This window comes from Cryptosporangium aurantiacum (assembly GCF_900143005.1).
Classification (GTDB): Bacteria; Actinomycetota; Actinomycetes; order Mycobacteriales; family Cryptosporangiaceae; genus Cryptosporangium; species Cryptosporangium aurantiacum.
Genome location: NZ_FRCS01000018.1, coordinates 125,150 through 141,551 on the forward strand (window position 1 = coordinate 125,150; position 16,402 = coordinate 141,551).

At 71.3% G+C, this 16,402-nt stretch carries 13 protein-coding genes and 1 pseudogene; 5 read left to right on the forward strand and 9 right to left on the reverse strand.

What is annotated here, in order from left to right; translation table 11 throughout:
* Positions 1-167: 167 nt before the first annotated feature.
* From BUB75_RS37200 to BUB75_RS37210, 3 genes are all read left to right on the forward strand, one after another.
* Entirely contained in the window at positions 168-1,286 is a 1,119-nt protein-coding gene (locus BUB75_RS37200) for a PP2C family protein-serine/threonine phosphatase (protein ID WP_073264307.1), read from the forward strand.
* 343 nt (positions 1,287-1,629) lie between these two features.
* Positions 1,630-3,480, forward strand: coding sequence for an acyl-CoA dehydrogenase (locus BUB75_RS37205; RefSeq protein ID WP_073264245.1), 1,851 nt, complete (start codon positions 1,630-1,632; stop codon positions 3,478-3,480).
* Positions 3,481-3,797: 317 nt separating this feature from the next.
* On the forward strand, positions 3,798-4,082 hold the full coding sequence (locus BUB75_RS37210; protein WP_143175662.1) for a DUF6458 family protein: 285 nt from the start codon (positions 3,798-3,800) through the stop codon (positions 4,080-4,082).
* A gap of 50 nt (positions 4,083-4,132) precedes the next feature.
* Here the strand turns inward: BUB75_RS37210 and BUB75_RS37215 are convergent, their stop codons facing one another.
* The 5 genes from BUB75_RS37215 to pdhA all read right to left on the reverse strand — a co-directional run bounded on the left by BUB75_RS37215 (position 4,133) and on the right by pdhA (position 12,040).
* Positions 4,133-6,013 (reverse strand): NHL domain-containing thioredoxin family protein, encoded by a 1,881-nt coding sequence (locus tag BUB75_RS37215; protein ID WP_073264247.1) that lies wholly within the window; start codon positions 6,011-6,013, stop codon positions 4,133-4,135.
* 45 nt (positions 6,014-6,058) lie between these two features.
* On the reverse strand, positions 6,059-6,346 hold the full coding sequence (locus BUB75_RS37220) for an LppU/SCO3897 family protein (protein ID WP_073264249.1): 288 nt from the start codon (positions 6,344-6,346) through the stop codon (positions 6,059-6,061).
* A 1,967-nt stretch (positions 6,347-8,313) separates the two neighbouring features.
* A complete protein-coding gene (locus tag BUB75_RS37230; protein ID WP_073264253.1) occupies positions 8,314-9,870 on the reverse strand; it encodes a dihydrolipoamide acetyltransferase family protein in 1,557 nt (518 codons plus the stop codon).
* Between the two features lie 8 nt (positions 9,871-9,878).
* A complete protein-coding gene (locus tag BUB75_RS37235; RefSeq protein ID WP_073264255.1) occupies positions 9,879-10,862 on the reverse strand; it encodes an alpha-ketoacid dehydrogenase subunit beta in 984 nt (327 codons plus the stop codon).
* Positions 10,859-12,040, reverse strand: a complete 1,182-nt coding sequence (pdhA, locus tag BUB75_RS37240; protein ID WP_084742179.1) for a pyruvate dehydrogenase (acetyl-transferring) E1 component subunit alpha — start codon at positions 12,038-12,040, stop codon at positions 10,859-10,861. The genes BUB75_RS37235 and pdhA overlap by 4 nt, the downstream gene beginning before the upstream one ends.
* Before the next feature lie 448 nt (positions 12,041-12,488).
* On the opposite strand from pdhA, the gene BUB75_RS37245 reads away from it, so the two are divergent.
* Positions 12,489-13,142 carry a hypothetical protein gene (locus tag BUB75_RS37245; RefSeq protein ID WP_073264257.1) on the forward strand — a complete coding sequence of 218 codons (654 nt, stop codon included), beginning with the start codon at positions 12,489-12,491 and terminating at the stop codon, positions 13,140-13,142.
* Here BUB75_RS37245 and BUB75_RS37250 read toward each other — a convergent pair whose 3' ends face one another.
* Together BUB75_RS37250 and BUB75_RS37255 are read right to left on the reverse strand one after the other, a co-directional pair.
* Positions 13,143-13,559 (reverse strand): hypothetical protein, encoded by a 417-nt coding sequence (locus BUB75_RS37250; protein WP_143175663.1) that lies wholly within the window; start codon positions 13,557-13,559, stop codon positions 13,143-13,145.
* A gap of 119 nt (positions 13,560-13,678) precedes the next feature.
* The gene (locus BUB75_RS37255; protein ID WP_073264261.1) at positions 13,679-14,311 is read right to left on the reverse strand and encodes a DsbA family oxidoreductase; all 633 of its coding nucleotides are present in this window, start codon (positions 14,309-14,311) and stop codon (positions 13,679-13,681) included.
* Between the two features lie 190 nt (positions 14,312-14,501).
* On the opposite strand from BUB75_RS37255, the gene BUB75_RS37260 reads away from it, so the two are divergent.
* Positions 14,502-15,383 (forward strand): NAD-dependent epimerase/dehydratase family protein, encoded by an 882-nt coding sequence (locus BUB75_RS37260; protein WP_073264263.1) that lies wholly within the window; start codon positions 14,502-14,504, stop codon positions 15,381-15,383.
* Here the strand turns inward: BUB75_RS37260 and BUB75_RS37265 are convergent.
* A complete protein-coding gene (locus BUB75_RS37265) occupies positions 15,355-16,188 on the reverse strand; it encodes a phosphoribosylaminoimidazolesuccinocarboxamide synthase (protein ID WP_245806369.1) in 834 nt (277 codons plus the stop codon). The two genes, BUB75_RS37260 and BUB75_RS37265, sit on opposite strands and share 29 nt — an antisense overlap.
* Positions 16,189-16,220: 32 nt before the next feature.
* Positions 16,221-16,402 (reverse strand): annotated as a pseudogene (locus BUB75_RS47395) (sigma-70 family RNA polymerase sigma factor); the annotation flags it as partial.

A 16,402-nucleotide genomic window follows, 5' to 3' on the forward strand; every position in this document is an offset into this window, starting at 1 on the left:
GCGAAGTACCACCAAAGGGACGGTCCTCCCTCGGACGAACGGGCGAGACCGCGGGGCACATGGCTCGATCTCGCCGTGGCGGCGAGTCGAGCGTCAACCGAACGGGCATCCTATGGAAGGTCCGTGCGCAGACGCGTCACGCTGTGTTGTCAGGGGTGGACCCGTCGATGCCAACGAACCCGCACCTAGGGGATCCGGTGGTGTCTCCACGCACCGGTGTCGTCGGTGCGTGCCTGTTGGCGTTCGCGATCGCGGCGTTCGACGTCGCGATGCCCGGTCTGCAGTTCGTCGGGCTCCTGGTGGCGCCACCATTCCTGGCGGCCGCGCTGGCGTCCTATCGGGCGACGTTCGCCGTGGGGACGCTCTGCTTCGCGCTCGGTGCGGCGCTGGGCATGCTGGACGCCGCGGCGTTCGACCCCCAGCAAGTCCTGCGGCTCGCCGCGATCCTGGTCTTCACCGCGCTGGCGGCCTGGCTGAGCATGCTCGGCGACCGGACGTCCAAACGGGTGGCGACGTTGAGCAAGCTCGCCGCGGTCGCCCAGCAGGCGGTCCTGCGGCCGCTGGGACCGCGCATCGGGACGATGTCGGTGGCGGTTCGCTACGTGTCGGCGAACGCGGAAGCCGACATCGGCGGTGACCTGTACGAGGCGCTGAGTACCCCCTACGGCACCCGGGTGCTGATCGGCGACGTGCGCGGCAAGGGCCTGGAAGCGGTCCGACTGGCCAGCAGCGTGCTGGGCTCTTACCGGCACGTCGCGCACGAGCGGGTGGACCTGCGAGCGATCGTCGCCGACCTGGACCGAGCGGTGGCGCGGTCGGTCGGGTACGAGGACTTCGTCACCGCGTGCCTGGTGGAGGAGCGCGGCGGGACGCTGACCGTGCTCAACTGCGGGCACCCGGCGCCGCTGCTGTTGCGCCGGGGGAGCGTGATCCCGCTGGAGCCGCCGTCGCCCGCGCCGCCGCTGGGGTTCCTGCCGGTGGTGCGGCCCCGGGTGGAGCGGTTGGAGCCCGGCGACCGGCTGCTGCTCTTCACCGACGGGCTCGCCGAGGCCAGGCAGGACGGCGAATTCTTCCCGATCCGGGAGCGGGCTTGGCGGATCGCCGGCCACGGCACCGTCGAGGACGGGCTGACGTCGCTGGTCAACGCCCTGCGCGGATGGGTGCACGGGGTGCTCGACGACGACATCGCGCTGATCCTGCTCGAGTACACCGGGGCCGAGCGCAAGCCCGATGCGCCCAGCGCCGCTCGTCCGGCCTGGGAGTGGGACCCGATCACCGGGGACTGAGCCGCTCGATGGGTGCGGTGCGGGTGTGTCGCGCGGCCCCCGCTCAGATGGGTCGCGGGCGCGCCGATGGCTCGGCGACCGTCACCCTCACACCGCCCTAGTCGCCATTCTCCGATGGTTCCGTGAGCCGTGGTCCACACGGCTCTCGGACGTCGTGAGCAGCGGTCGCCCCGTTTTGTCATCCACGCGCACGAAGTAGCGGATTCGCAGCGAAGTGAGCCCGCTCACTGTCATGCACAACAGCATTACTGGCCGGTAACATGGCATTTGTTACTGGCCGGTATACCGATTGGTAGGGCTCGTCGCAGCGGCGGGCCAGTCGGCACGGGAGGGACATGCCGCGATGAGCCACTACAAAGCCAACCTGCGCGACCTCGAGTTCAACCTCTTCGAGGTCTTCGGCGCCGGCGATCGCCTGGGCAACGGCCCGTTCGAGGCGATCGACGAGGAGACCGCCCGCGCGTTCCTAGCGCAGATGGTGGAGGTGGCCGAGGGGCCGCTGGCCGAGTCCTTCGCGGACGCCGACCGCAACCCGCCGGTGTTCGACCCCGCCACGAACTCGGTGACGCTGCCCGAGTCGTTCAAGAAGTCGTACCGGGCGTTCGTCGAGTCCGGTGCCTGGGAGCTCGACACGCTGGAGGAACTCGGCGGTACCCGGGCTCCGCGTCAGCTGGTGTGGTCGGTCGCCGAGCTCATCCTCGGCTCGAACCCCGCCGTCCACATGTACTCGAGCGGCTTCTCGTTCGCGGGCATCTTCTACCGGCTCGGCACCGAGCAGCAGAAGAAGTGGGCGCAGCTGTTCATCGACAAGCAGTGGGGCTCCACGATGGTGCTCACCGAGCCGGACGCCGGCTCGGACGTCGGCGCCGGTCGCACCAAGGCGATCCCGCAGGCCGACGGCACCTGGCACATCGAGGGCGTCAAGCGCTTCATCACCTCGGGTGAGCACGACCTGAGCGACAACATCATTCACTACGTGCTGGCGCGTCCGGTCGGCGTCGAGGGCGTCGGTGGCCCCGGCACCAAGGGCCTGAGCCTGTTCATGGTGCCGAAGTACCACTTCGACGACGAGGGCAACCTCGGTGAGCGCAACGGCGCCTACGTCACGAACGTCGAGAAGAAGATGGGCCTCAAGGTCTCCGCGACCTGCGAGGTGACGTTCGGTGAGAAGAAGCCCGCCGTGGGCTACCTGGTCGGCGACGTGCATGACGGCATCCGCCAGATGTTCCTGATCATCGAGGGCGCCCGGATGATGGTCGGTACCAAGGCCATCGCCACGCTCTCCACCGGCTACCTCAACGCGCTGGAGTACGCGAAGGAGCGCGTCCAGGGCGCCGACCTCACCAAGCAGGCGGACAAGACCGCGCCGCGGGTGACGATCATCAACCACCCGGACGTCCGGCGGAGCCTGCTGCGGCAGAAGTCCTACGCCGAGGGCCTGCGGGCGCTGGTGCATTACACCGCTTCCGTGCAGGACCAGGTGATCCTCGCCCACGAGGCAGGCGACCTCGAAGCCGCCAAGGCTGCCGAGCGCCTCAACGACCTGCTGCTGCCGCTGGTCAAGGGCGGTGGCTCGGAGCGGTCGTACGAGCTGCTCGGCGCCGAGTCGCTGCAGACGTTCGGCGGGTCCGGCTTCCTCCAGGAATACCCGATCGAGCAGTACATCCGGGACTCCAAGATCGACACGCTCTACGAGGGCACCACCGCCATCCAGGGCCAGGACTTCTTCTTCCGGAAGATCGTCAAGGACTCGGGCACGGCGCTGGCCTCGCTCGCGGGTGAGATCGCGGCGTTCATCGACTCGGAGAGCGGCAACGGCCGGCTGAAGAACGAGCGCGCGCTGCTGAAGACCGCGCTGGACGACGTCCAGGCGATGGTCGGGTGGAGCGTCACGCAGCTGATGTCGATGCAGGAGGACCCGGCCAACATCTACAAGGTCGGCCTGAACACCACGCGGTTGCTGCTGTCGACAACCGATCTGGTGGTCGGGTGGCTGCTGCTCAAGCAGGCGGACGTCGCGCTGCAGGCACTGGACGCCGGTGCGTCCAAGCCGGGTGACAGCGACTTCTACAACGGCAAGATCGCCTCGGCGCGGTTCTTCGCCGCGACCGTGCTGCCGGAGCTGACCGCGCGCCGCGCGGTGCTGGAGTCCACGACGCTGGACGTCATGGAGCTGCCGGAGAGCGCGTTCTGAGCTAGTTCTGAGCACGTTCTGACCGGGCCGCGGCGGGTGTGCTGACCCGCCGCGCCGAGCGTGCGGCCTCGGGCCGGAGGGGCGTGCCGGCCCGCGGCCCGACGTCGAGACGGCCTTCACGGATTCACGTGGAGGCCGTCTCGGCGTTTCTCCCGGGAAGGGAGCGCGCCATCGTCGCGGGTGAGGGGCAGTTGACACGCACCGGGGCGTCATGGTTTCGGCATCACGTCGTACCCTGGGTGGAGTAGCGTCGGTCGCATTCACACGGGCCGTTCGGAATCGCGTGTCAGGCAGCCATCTGCCGGGTACGAGGCCCCGTGGCGACGCAACCGGCGAAGCCACCTGGCGAACACGACCGGGAGGTCGACATGGGTATCGGCGCGGGGCTCTTTCTGATCGCCCTCGGCGCAATATTTGCCTTTGCCGTCACGGTCGACCTGCAGGGCATCAACCTTCAGGCGGTCGGCTGGATCCTGATGTTCATCGGCGTCGTCGGGATCCTGATCAGCGTCTTCTATTGGGGGCCGCGGAAGCGGGCGACCCAGACGACCAGGGAGCGGATCTACACCGACGATCCCACCCAGCCGCCTCCGCCGCTCTGAGCGCACTGCCGAGAAGCCCCGACCGCTCCCGCGGCCGGGGCTTCGCGCTGTCAGGGTGTAACGCCTCGGAGCATGAGGACGAGTTCGGTCGGGGCGCCGGGGACTAGGCGGATCGGGATACCCCAGTCCTGGCGGCTCAGGTGGCACGCCGGGTTCGGGCCCTCCACATCGCAGCTCGCCGCGTGCGCGATGACCTGCAGGACGCCGTCCCCGTCCGCGGTCGGCTCCGCCTCGTCGCGCGCGGCGGCGAGAACGATCTGGCGCTCCAGGTCGGTGGTCACGCCGAGTCCGTCCGCCAGCAAGGCCGGCGGGTTCGCGGAGATCTCCAGCCGCGTCGACGGCCCGTACCGGTCGTCCAGCTTCTGGCCGGCCGGCGGCTCGAACACGACCTCCACCCGGATCGGCCCCGGGCTCAACTCGACCGGCGGGCGCTTCGTCCGGTGCCGCGTACCGTCCACCTGGGCCACCGAGGACATGGTTCCCGGCGGAATCGGACGCACGACCCGGTGCGCCGCGGACTCCACCACGACGAGCGTCCCGTCGGCCACCACCGCTCCGGAGGGCTCGGCCACGCCGGTGGCCAGTGTGGATACCTCGTTCGTGACCGGGTCGTAGCGTCGAACCGCGTTGTTGTACGTGTCGCAGACCGCGACCGACCCGTCCGGCAGCACCGCGACGCCGAGCGGGTGCTGGAAGAGCGCGTCGGCGGCGGGTCCGTCCATCGCACCGAAGTCGAACAGGCCCTTGCCCACGGCGGTGTGCACCTCGCCGTCTTCGATCCAGCGCAACGCCGAGCTCTCCGAGTCGGCGATCCAGAGCTTGGTGCCGTCGCTCGCCAGCCCGGACGGCTGGGCGAACCAGGCCTGCTCCAGCGTCCCGTCGCGCAGCGACTCCACAGTGGTGCCCGCGTACACCGCGAGCTTCTCCGCGACCGGGTCGTACGACCAGAGCTGGTGAGTACCGGCCATCGCGACGACGACCGCGTTGATCGGCTCGTACCAGGCCACGTCCCACGGCGACGACAGCCGGGCGGCCAGCGGGTCGGCCGGGACGTCGACCGGGTCACCCGGAGCGCCCCGCCAGGTCTCACCGGTGCCCGCGACCGTTCGCACGGTGCCGTCGGCGAGCGAGACGGCTCGCAGCTGGTGGTTGACGGTGTCCGCGACCAGGACGTCGTAGCCGATCTTCTCCGCGATCGCGGCGGGCAACACGCAGACGCCCTGCGGCTCGGCGAACTGGGCAGTCTCGACGGTGCCGTCGACCGATCCCCGCACGCCCGTCCCGATCCGCCGCAGCACGGTCTCGCCGTCGGCGGCGAGCTCGACGATCGAGTGGTGCGCCGAGTCGCTGACCAGGAACGATCCGCCGGGCAGCAGCGCGATCTTGCCGGGGAACCGGAGTTCGGTGTCCTCCCGGGCGGTCTTCTCCGGCAGCACGCCGTCGGTGCGTAGCGTCCCCTTGGCCGTGTGCTGGTCGATCAGCTCACGGATCAGCCGGCGGAGCCCTTCCGCGTGCCCCTCGCCGGACATCGAGGCGACCAGGTACCCCTCGGGGTCCACGACGGCGAGCGTCGGCCAGGCCCGGGCGGCGTACTGCTGCCAGGTGATCAGCTCGGGGTCGTCGAGTACCGGATGCGGCACGTCGTACCGCTCGACCGCGGCCGCCAGGGCCTCCGGGTCACGTTCGTGCTCGAACTTCGGCGAGTGGACGCCGACCACGACGAGCTGGTCGCCGAACTCCTCCTCGACCGGACGCAGCTCCTCGAGGACGTGCAGGCAGTTGATGCAGCAGAACGTCCAGAAGTCGAGCAGCACGATCCGGCCGCGCAGGTCGGCCAGGGAGAGTTCGCGGCCGCCGGTGTTCAGCCAGCCGCGACCACGCAGCTCAGGAGCGCGGACGCGGAACCGGCGGGCGGAGTCGGTAGCAGTCACGCCACCAGTCTGCCCGCCGGTTCCGGGTTCGTCCGAGGCCGGGTGTCAGCCCTGCTTCCGCAGGCAGAGGACGTACTCGTCCTTGAAGTTGACGAACGCGTCGGTGGTGTCGGGCGGGCACGAGCCGTCCTCGACCTTCGTCGTATCGTCGACCCGGTCGATGATCTTGTAGGCGCCGTCCTCGCCGCAGTCGACGGGGACCGCACGGTCCTTGTCGCCGGACGCTTCGCGCTTGATGCACTTGCCGGTCGAGTAGTCGTTGCCGACGACTGCTCCGGCGGCCCAGAGCACGCCGCCGACACAGAGCACGAGCACGACGACCGCGGCGATCACGCCCCCGATGATCGGGCCGCGCTTGTACCAGGGCTTCTTCGGCGCGGTGGGCGCAGTGGGGGCGCCGCCGGGAGGTGTCGGGGCACCCGGCGGCCGCGGAGTGCCGGGAGGCGCGGTCGGGATGGGCCCGGTGGTGGGCGTGCCGGTGGGGCTCCAGGCGGGTTGGTGGCCGTAAGACTGCCCGGGCGGGGGCTGCGTGCCAGGCGGAGGCTGTGTGCCGGGGGGAGGCTGTGTACCTGGCGGCTGGCCGCCTGGGGGCTGGAATCCTGTGGGCTGCGGGCCCGAGGGCTGGGTGCCGGGCGGGCTCCAGCCCGGAGCGCCGGGCTGCGGCGGCGCGCCGTAGACGGTGCCGCCAGGGCCACCGCTGGTCGGTTGCTGGTGCGTGCCCGGCGTCGGCGGTGGCGCGCTCGGGGGCGCGGCCGGGCCCGGCTGAGCCTGCTGGGCCGGCGGCCCAGAGTGCGGCTGAGCCGCGGCTGGCGGTCCCGAGTGCGGCCGAGCCGCCGCGGGCGGTCCCGACTGCGGCTGGGTCGCAGGCGGTCCCGACTGATGGGCCGCGGGCGGTCCCGACTGCGGTGCGGCCGCGGCGGGCGGCCCTGACGGCGGTTGGGTGGCGGCTGGCGGTCCTGACTGCGGGCGAGCTGCGGCGGGTGGGGCCGAGTGCGGCTGGGCCGCCGCGGGCGGTCCCGACTGCGGTGCGGCCGCGGCGGGCGGCCCTGGTCGGGTCGGCGCGTGCGGGGCCGGAGACGCCGGCGCGGGCGGGCCGGACGACGGCTGCGCGGGCGACGGGGCTGCTGGGGGTGGACCGGCCGGAGACGGCTGGGCCGGGCTCGGGGGAGCCGACGTCGGCGTGGCGGCGGCCGGCGGCGGAGCTGCTTGCGGCGTCGAGGGATGCGACGCCGCGGGCGGCTGGGCTGCCGGCGGCGCGGCAGCCGGTGGCTGGGCCGCGGGTGGCTGGGCTGTGGGTGGGTGGGCCGCGGGCGCGGGCGACGTCGGGCGCGGCGGCGTGGTGATCGGCGTCGTCGCGCGCGAATCGTCCGCTGCGGGCGGCGGGATCACCTGCGTGGCCTCGGCCCCGTCCGGGTCGGCGGCCGGAGCCTCCGACGTCGGTTTCGCCGCGGACGGCGGGATCACCTGCGTGGCCTCCGGATCATCCGGTGCGGATTCGCGACCGGGCTCGCCCGGCGTCGGAGGGCCCGAGGTCGGCGCCCCGGAAGTCGGTGCGGCCGGCGCCGGGGCTCCGGATGTAGGCGCGCCGGACGGTGGTGCCTCCGGATCCCGCTCCGATGGGGACGGCGGCTCAGGTGGGCGACTGCCCTCGGTCATCGCGGCGACTCCTCCACCGGTGCGGATACGGTCCGAGACTGGGACGCTATCGGGTCAACCGGTGACAGGGTACGAACACCACAACTCCTGTCACACGCTGGCGCCCAATTACCCGCCGAGGACGTCGTTCCCGCCCGCGAATGCCGAAAGCCCGGTGCCGTTGTCGGCACCGGGCTTTGGGGTCGTGGGGGCGGCCACGACCGGTCGAGAATCGCGTCGGCGGGGTCAAGGCCCGCCGAGGCCGAATCAGCTCAGGGAGCTCTGCCGGCTCGCGATCTCGAGGATCTCGTCGCGCATCGTGCCTTCCGGCACCCGTGCCAGAACCCTCTCCAGGGCTCGGGCGCGGCGGTGCGCAGTGCGTCGCTCACGGAGCCTCTGGGCTAGCGTGGACACGGTACCGCCTTCTTTCCGTCGGTGTTTCGATCTGTACGCCTTCAATAATGCGCCCGATCACTGATTTATTCCAGGGAAATTACGGTGAGACACCCCACCGTCGGCGTGTCGGCGGGCTAACAGTACGAGCGTCCCGGTCATGATTTCGTCACGTCTACCATCGGCGGACTCCGCCGGACCTGAGCGATCCGAACCGCACACGGATATCGGCCCCTCCGCGGGCGCGCGGAGGGGCCGAGGTCAGAACGACGTCAGGACCAGGCGAGCGCCGTGCCTTCGGGGTCGGTGAGGAAACGCCCGATATCGGCGAGGAACCTCGAGCCGCCCTCCCCGTCGACGATCCGGTGGTCGAACGACAGCGCGAGCTGACACACCGCGCGCGGCTTGACGACACCCCGGTGCACCCAGGGACGCTCGGCGATCTGCCCCACGCAGAGGATCGCGGCCTCGCCCGGGTTGAGGATCGGCGTCCCGGCGTCCACCCCGAACACGCCGACGTTCGTGATCGTGAGCGTGCCGCCGGACAGATCAGCGGGTGGCGTCTTGCCGGACTTCGCGACGGTCACCAGCGAGTCGAGCGCCGACGCGAGCTCGGGCAGCGGCAGCCGACCGGCGTCCTTGATGTTCGGCACGATCAGTCCACGCGGGGTGGCGGCGGCGATGCCCAGGTTCACGTAGTCCTTGAGCACGATCTCGGCGCCGTCCGGACCGTCCACCCAGCTGGAGTTCAGCTCCGGACGCCGCCGCACGGCCAGCAGCACGGCCTTCGCCACCAGCAGCAGCGGCCCGACCCGGACGTCCGCGAACGCCGGGTTCGCCCGCAGGCGTCGGACCGCGCGCAGCGTCCGCGTGACGTCCACCGTGAGCCACTCGGTGACGTGCGGCGCGGTCGCCACGCTGGTGACCATCGCCTCCGCGGTCAGCTTCCGCACGCCGCGGACCGGTATCCGCTGCTCCCGCGCGTTCCCAGCTTCCGGGGCGGCCTGCGCCGGTTCCGCCGTGACGACCGAGGCGGACGCAGCGCGCTGCACGTCGTCGCGGCTGACCGTGCCGTCCGGGCCGGTCGCAGGGACGGTGGCCAGGTCGACGCCGAGGTCGCGGGCGAGTTTCCGCACCGGCGGCTTGGCCCGGGGACGGGTCGTCGACGCGGGGTGCGTTCGAGTGGCCGTGCTGACCGGAAGTGCGGTGACGGTGCCGGCTGCGGTCGCCGCCCGTTCGGCTGCCCTGCCCATCTCCAGACCGCCGTGCCGGACCGGCTTCGCACCGGCGGCGAGCGCGTCGGGGATCGTGGGAAGCAGCGGCAGCGTCTCGTCCGGTGCGGGTTCGGCCCGGTCGCCGGAGAGGCCCGCGCCGCCGATGGCCGGAGCGTTCTCCGGTTCGGGGGTGGCGCGGCGTGCGCGGCGGCGTGCGGGGCCGCTGCGGGGGCCGTACCCGACGAGAACCGGGGTACGGCCGCCGATCTCCGCGTCGGGTTCTGCGGACGGTGGCGCCTCGGAAATCGCCGCTGTCGTAGCGTCCGAATCAGCGTGGGAAGGGTCGTTCGACGGCGGGGAAGCCGCGCCCGGAGCAGTGTCGATCGCGATCAGGGGCGAACCGACCTCGACGGTGGCGCCCTCCTCGTGGTGGAGTGCGGTGACCACTCCGGCATACGGCGATGGGATCTCGACCGCGGCCTTGGCGGTCTCCACCTCGACGATCGGCTGGTTGAGCGTCACCGTGTCGCCGGGTGCCACGAGCCAGCGCAGGATCTCCCCGTCGGTCAGTCCTTCGCCGAGGTCTGGCAGGTCGAACGTGCGGATGTCCGCCATACCTTCTCCTAGAAGCCGAAAGACCGGTCGACCGCGTCGAGGACCCGGTCGAGGTCGGGCAGGTAGTCGTCCTCCAGCCGGGCCGGCGGGTACGGCGTGTCATAACCGGTCACCCGGAGCACCGGCGCCTCGAGCGAGTAGAAGCACCGCTCGGTGACCCGGGCCGCGATCTCCGCCCCGAGCCCCAGTGTGCCGGGAGCCTCGTGGACGACGATCAGCCGGCCGGTGCGCTCCACCGATGCGTACACCGCCTCCAGATCGAGCGGGGAGAGCGTGCGCAGGTCGATGACCTCGAGATCGCGGCCGTCCTCGGTCGCGGCCTCCGCGCTCTCCAGCAGCGTGCGGACCATCGGCCCGTACCCGACCAGCGTGGCGTCGGTGCCCGGCCGAACCACCCGGGCGGAGTGCAGCGGGTACCAGTCAGCGGGCGGGACTTCGTCCGGGACATCGCCCTTCTCCCAGTACCGGCGCTTCGGCTCGAAGAAGATCACCGGGTCGTCGGAGGCGACGGCCTGCTGGATCATCGTGTAACCGTCGGCCGGGTTCGAGCAGGTCACGACCTTCAGCCCGGCGGTGTGGACGAAATACGCCTCCGGCGATTCGCTGTGGTGCTCGACTGCGCCGATCCCCCCGCCGTACGGGATGCGGACGACGACCGGGAGCTTGACCTGGCCCTGTGACCGGTAGTGGATCTTCGCGAGCTGGCTGACGATCTGGTCGTAGGCCGGGTACACGAACCCGTCGAACTGGATCTCGCAGATCGGCCGGTACCCACGCATCGCCAGGCCGATCGCGGTGCCGATGATCCCGGACTCGGCGAGCGGGGTGTCGATCACCCGATGCTCTCCGAAGTCCTTCTGCAGACCGTCGGTGACGCGGAAGACGCCGCCGAGGCGCCCCACGTCCTCTCCCATGATCAGCGTCTTCGAATCGGTGTCCAGCGCGGTCCGCAGTCCCGCGTTCAACGCCTTGGCCAGCGACATCGACGTCATCGACGGCTCCCTTCCCGGCCGGGGACGGTACTCCGCTCGGTTTCGGCGTCAGAAGCTAGGAATTCCGACTGATAGGCGCGGAAGGTTTCCTGTTGCTGTTGCAGCACGTGGTGTTCACCGGCGTAGACGTGGTCGAACAGGCTGTCCGGGTCCGGATCGGGCAGGTCGAGGCAGCCGGCTCTGACCCGCGCCGCCAGCGCGTCGGCTTCGGCATCGACCTCGTCGAAGAAGCCCTGATCGGCGACCTGCTGACGAATGAGGAACGACCGAAGACGCTCGATCGGGTCGCGAAGCCGCCACTCCTCGAGCTCGGCGGCGATGCGGTAGCGGCTCGGGTCGTCGGACGTGGTGTGCGCGCCCATCCGGTACGTGAACGCCTCGATGAACGCGGGCCCCTGACCGTGCCGGGCGTCGTCCAGCGCGCGGCGAGTGACCGCGTACGTGGCCAGCACGTCGTTGCCGTCGACCCGGACGCCGGGAAAACCGAACCCGGCGGCTCGCTGGTAGAGCGGCACCCGGGTCTGCCGGTCGGTGGGTGCGGAGATCGCGTACTGGTTGTTCTGGCAGAAGAAGACGACCGGCGCGGTGAACGCTGCGGCCCAGACGAACGCCTCGTTGACGTCGCCCTGGCTGGTCGCGCCGTCGCCCAGGTAAGCGATCACCGCCTGGCCGTCCTCGCCGCCGACCCGGCCGTCCTTCTGGACACCCATCGCGTAGCCGGTCGCGTGCAGGCACTGCGCGCCGATGACGATCGCGTACATCGCGAAGTTGTGGGCGTGCGGGTCGGCGGCACCGAGGTCGACGCCGCGGAACATCCGCAGCGCGTGCAGCGGGTCGACTCCCCGGCACCAGGCGACGCCGTGTTCCCGGTAGGTCGGGAACGCCATGTCCTGCGGGCGGAGCGCGCGGCCGGAGCCGATCTGCGCCGCCTCCTGGCCGAGCAGGGACGCCCACAGGCCGAGTTGACCCTGGCGTTGGAGTGCGGTGGCCTCAGCGTCGACGCGTCGGACGAGAACCAGATCGCGGAAGAACCCGCGGTATTCGGCGTCGCTCAGATCGACGTCGTAATCAGAGTCGTGAACGCGTTCGCCCTCGGGGGTGAGCAGCTGGACGAAGCCTCGTTCGGCGACGGCAGCCTCGCCGAGCGGGCGGGGGTTGTCGGGGACGGACTCGGACATGCCGATCTCCTCGCTCGTGCCCTCGGCGCGGGGTCACCGCACCGATGGTGGTCGATGAGGCTTGGTCGGGGCACGGTCTGCGCGACCGATGGTTGGGCGTGCGCCGGACCCGAACAAGCCTCATACCGGTGCCGCTCACAGGGGTGGCGCGGGTGACACCGGGCGTTGTGGAACGTCGAGGGCGGCGGTGGCCCTCAACGCCAGCATGTCAGAACCCTGCCCGTCCGTGCCCGGAAGAAACCCATCGTGCAACTGACTGTTCGCTTCGGTGTCCGGTGCGTGCGGAGGTGAACCCCGCCGTCCACCGATCGGCCAGCGGAGCCTGAGCGAACGCCGGGGCCGCCAGGATCGCCCGCTACCGGGGGTGCGGCGGACGATGAGTGCGTCAGCAGGCAGCGCCGGTATCTCCCCGGTCGCCGTCGCCCGGTGACGGCGGGGAGGAGTGGTGATGCGGCAGGCAGGACAGGACCTGATCCCCGGTGGCGCGTTGCACCGGCTGCGGACCGCGTCTCCCCGTCGTCGCCGGGCACAGCTGGGCGGGCTGATCGCCCTGTGTGCGCTGGCGACCGGCTCGACCGGGGCGCTGCTCGCGGTCGCGAACGCGGGCGTGGACCTGGTGCGGATCAGGCCCGTCGAGCCGGGGCCGTCGTCGCCTCCGCGGGCCGAGGGGTTGCCTGCCGGGCAGGCCGGTTCGGTCACGCCGACCCGGGAACCGGCGTTCGGCTGGTCGGAGCGTGAGGCCCGCCGCCCGTACGTGGCGCGGAGCCCGCGCTCCCGCCCGACGTTGGTGCGCGCGTCGCCGTCGACCACAGCGACCGCGCGGGCGCTCTCCGACGACTGGGTTGAGCCTTTTGAGTCCTTCGAATTCAGCGGGGACAAGTCTTTCCGGGCGGCACCGACACCTGGCGAGTCGGGCGCGGCGACGTCGCGGCCCGCGCCGGCGTCCCCTGGGGAGGGGTCGGCCCGGCCGGACGAGACCGCTCCCGACTCCGCCGGGCCGACGGAACGACCTCCGGCAGTGGGAGTGGTCAGTGCTCGGCCGACGCCGTCCGAGTCTCCGTTGCCGACCTCGCTCACCGAACTGGAGATTCCGCCCGGCTGATCATGTCCAGGGTGCGCCGAGGATGCGGGGGCGGAGAACGGTTGGCCGGTTAGCGGGAGGTGGCGGGTCGGGCTCGTCGTCCTCCTCCGGCGGCGGGTTCAGCTCGGCGAGGAGCTTCTCCAGGTCGTCGGAGACCGACGGATCCACCAGCATCGCCTGGAGCAGCAGTTGCTGGGCGCGGCCCTCCTGATCGTGGGTGATCTGGTCGAGCAAGCCGGCGGGGGCGTGTGCGATCGCCTGGTTGGTCTCCTCGAGCAGCTCGCCCTGTACCTCTTCCCGGCCGCGGTGGCCGTGGCCCAGCACGGCCACGAACCGTGCCTTCACCGCGGGCCAGTTCGCGGTGGCCGCGGCGGCGACGATCACGGGTCCACCTGCCGCGGCGACCCGGTGCAACCTTGCCATCAGTTGCGCGTCCACGCGTCCCCTCCCAGCACCGCTGCAAGCCGCTCGGGCCACCTTGGCCCCGAGGCTGAGTCGGGGCAAGGAGACACTCACAGAGTTCTAGCGATCACTCTTGGTAACGCCATAGAGAAAATCTAAGCCTTGTCGTACGCCTGGGCCAGTGCCTGAGCGAAGACCTCGGTCGGCTGGGCGCCCGACACGCCGTAGCGTCCGTCGAGCACGTAGAACGGCACGCCGGTGATTCCTAGTTCGCGCGCCTGCTTCTCGTCGGCGCGGACGTCGTCGGCGTATCGGTCCTCGGTGAGCACCGCCCGTGCCTCGTCGGGATCCAGCCCGGCGTCGGCGGCGAGCTCGACCAGCGCGTCCGTGCTGTGGACGGACTTGGCCTCGCCGAAGTGCACCGCGTAGGCGTGATCCAGCAGTTGCTGTTGTTTGCCCTGTTCGGTGGCCCAATGCGCGAGCCGGTGGAAGTCGAACGTGTTGCCCGCGTGCCGGTTGTGGTCGTACTTCAAGCCCTCATCGGCCGCAGTCGTGGCGAGCCGGGCCTCCGCTGCCTCGACCTGGGCGCGCGGCATCCCGAACTTGCCGATGAGCATTTCGGTGACCGGCACGGTCTTGTCGGTCGGGTGCGTCGGGTCGAGTTCGAACGAGTGATAAACGACCTCGACGTCGTCCCGGTGCTCGAAGTCGGCGAGCGCGTTCTCGAAGCGACGCTTGCCGACGTAGCACCACGGGCAGCCGATGTCCGACCAGATGTCTACGCGCATGCGCCCCATCGTTGCTCGCCGGACGGCGCTCCGCACCGGCGGGAGGGGTTCGGTGCTGGCGGGCGGGCTCCGCTTTGGCGGGTTTCGTGCTGGCGGGTGGGTCCCGTGCTGGCGGGTGGGTCCCGTGCTGGCGGGTGGGTCCCGTGCTGGCGGGGTGGGTTCGGTGCTGGCGGGGTGGCAGGCTGGCCGAGTGCGGGTACTGGTCACCGGTGGAACCGGATACGTGGGCTCGGCGGTGGTCCGGGCACTGCTCGCAGACGGACACGACGTCACCGTGCTCACCCGGGGGGAGGCAACCGTCCCGGACGTCACCACCGTCCGGGGAACCCTCGCCGCCCCACCGCTGGACGGCATCGACGCGGTCTGTCACCTCGCTGCGCTGACCCAGGCCCGCGAGTCGCTGACCGACCCCGATCGATACCACCGGGTCAACGCCCTCGACACCGCGGCGCTACTCGACGCGCTCCGTGGACGTCCGGTGGTGTTCGCGTCGACCAGCGCGGTCTACGGCGTCCCCGAGCGACAGCCGATCACCGAGGACGCCCCGCTCGCACCGCTCAACCCGTACGGCGCGACGAAGATGGCGGCCGAGCAGGCCGTGTCCCGGTACGTGGGGCCGGCGACGATCCTGCGCATCTTCAACGCCGCCGGTGCGGTGGCGGGCCGCGGTGACCACGACCGCACCCGGCTGGTGCCGAAGGCGGTAGCGGTGGCGGCCGGGCTGGAGCCCGCCCTCCGGGTGAACGGCGACGGCAGTGCGGTTCGGGACTTCGTCCACGTCGCTGACGTCGCGGACGCATTCGTCCGGGCACTACGCGGACCGACCGGCGTCTACAACCTCGGCGGGGTCGCCGCGGCTGTCGCGGATGTCGTCGCGGCGACCGAGCGGGTCACCGGCCGTCCGGTGGCGCTCGAACACCACCCGGCGAACCCCGGCGAGGCGCCCTCGCTCTACGCAGACACCTCGCGGGCCCGGGCTGCGCTGGGCTGGGATCCGTACCGGTCCACGCTCGACGAGATCGTCGCCTCGCAGTGGGACGCCGTCAGGCCGGGGGCCATTGCAGGCCGGTGATCCGCTCGTAGCCCTCGATGTACCGGGCCTGGGTCGCGGCGACGATCTCGGCGGGGATCTCCGGAGCCGGGGCTTGTTTGTCCCAGCCCGTGCTCGTTGCCCAGTCGCGGACGAACTGCTTGTCGTACGAGCGCTGCGGACGCCCCGGCTCCCACTCGTCGGCCGGCCAGAACCGCGACGAGTCGGACGTCAGCACCTCGTCGCCCAGCACCAGCGTGCCGTCCGGCGCCCAGCCGAACTCGACCTTCGTGTCGGCGACGATGATGCCGCGCTCGGCAGCCAGGTCGGCGCCGCGGCGGTAGATCTCCAGCGTGAGGTCGCGCAGTCGGGCGGCTTCCTCCTTGCCGACGGTCTCCTCGACCTCGGTGAACGAGATCGGCTCGTCGTGCCCCTCGGTGGCCTTCGTGCTCGGCGTGAAGATCGGCTCGGGCAGCTTCGAGCCGTCGACCAGGCCCGGCGGCAGCGGGATGCCGGACACCGTCCCGGTCTGCCGGTACTCGGCCAGCCCTCCGCCGGTCAGGTAGCCCCTCGCAACGCACTCCACCGGCGCCATCTTCAGCCGTCGGCAGCGAACCGCGCGCCCTGCCCACTCCGCCGGGACATCGCTGCTGATGATGTGGTTCGGCACCACGTCCGCAAGCTGGTCGAACCACCAGAGCGACAGCTGGGTGAGCACTGCGCCCTTGCCCGGAATCGGCGTGGGGAGCACGACGTCGTAGACCGAGACTCGGTCGGAGGCCACCAGGATGAGGTCGTCGCCGTCCAGGTAGACGTCCCGCACCTTGCCGGAATGAAGTAGCTCCACCGTGTCCCTCTCGCTGCGTGACGGCCTGCTGCTCAGGCTAGTTGTTCGCTTCGGGGACGCGCCGCGCGCTCGGCAGGCGGGGTGCGCTCGGCAGGCGGGGTGCGCTCGGCAGGCGGGGTGCGCTCGGCAGGCGGGGTGCGCTCGGCAGGCGGGGTGCGCTCGGCAGGCGGGGTGCGCTCGGCAGGCGGGGTGCGCTCGGCAGGCGGGGTGCGCT

Excerpts from the sequence above, each read along its gene's own strand:
- BUB75_RS37200 (WP_073264307.1), top strand. The coding sequence starts at position 168 with ATGCCAACGAACCCGCACCTAGGGGATCCGGTGGTGTCTCCACGCACC.
- BUB75_RS37205 (WP_073264245.1), top strand. The coding sequence starts at position 1,630 with ATGAGCCACTACAAAGCCAACCTGCGCGACCTCGAGTTCAACCTCTTC.
- BUB75_RS37230 (WP_073264253.1), bottom strand. The coding sequence starts at position 9,870 with ATGGCGGACATCCGCACGTTCGACCTGCCAGACCTCGGCGAAGGACTG.
- BUB75_RS37235 (WP_073264255.1), bottom strand. The coding sequence starts at position 10,862 with ATGACGTCGATGTCGCTGGCCAAGGCGTTGAACGCGGGACTGCGGACC.
- pdhA (WP_084742179.1), bottom strand. The coding sequence starts at position 12,040 with ATGTCCGAGTCCGTCCCCGACAACCCCCGCCCGCTCGGCGAGGCTGCC.
- BUB75_RS37245 (WP_073264257.1), top strand. The coding sequence starts at position 12,489 with ATGCGGCAGGCAGGACAGGACCTGATCCCCGGTGGCGCGTTGCACCGG.
- BUB75_RS37255 (WP_073264261.1), bottom strand. The coding sequence starts at position 14,311 with ATGCGCGTAGACATCTGGTCGGACATCGGCTGCCCGTGGTGCTACGTC.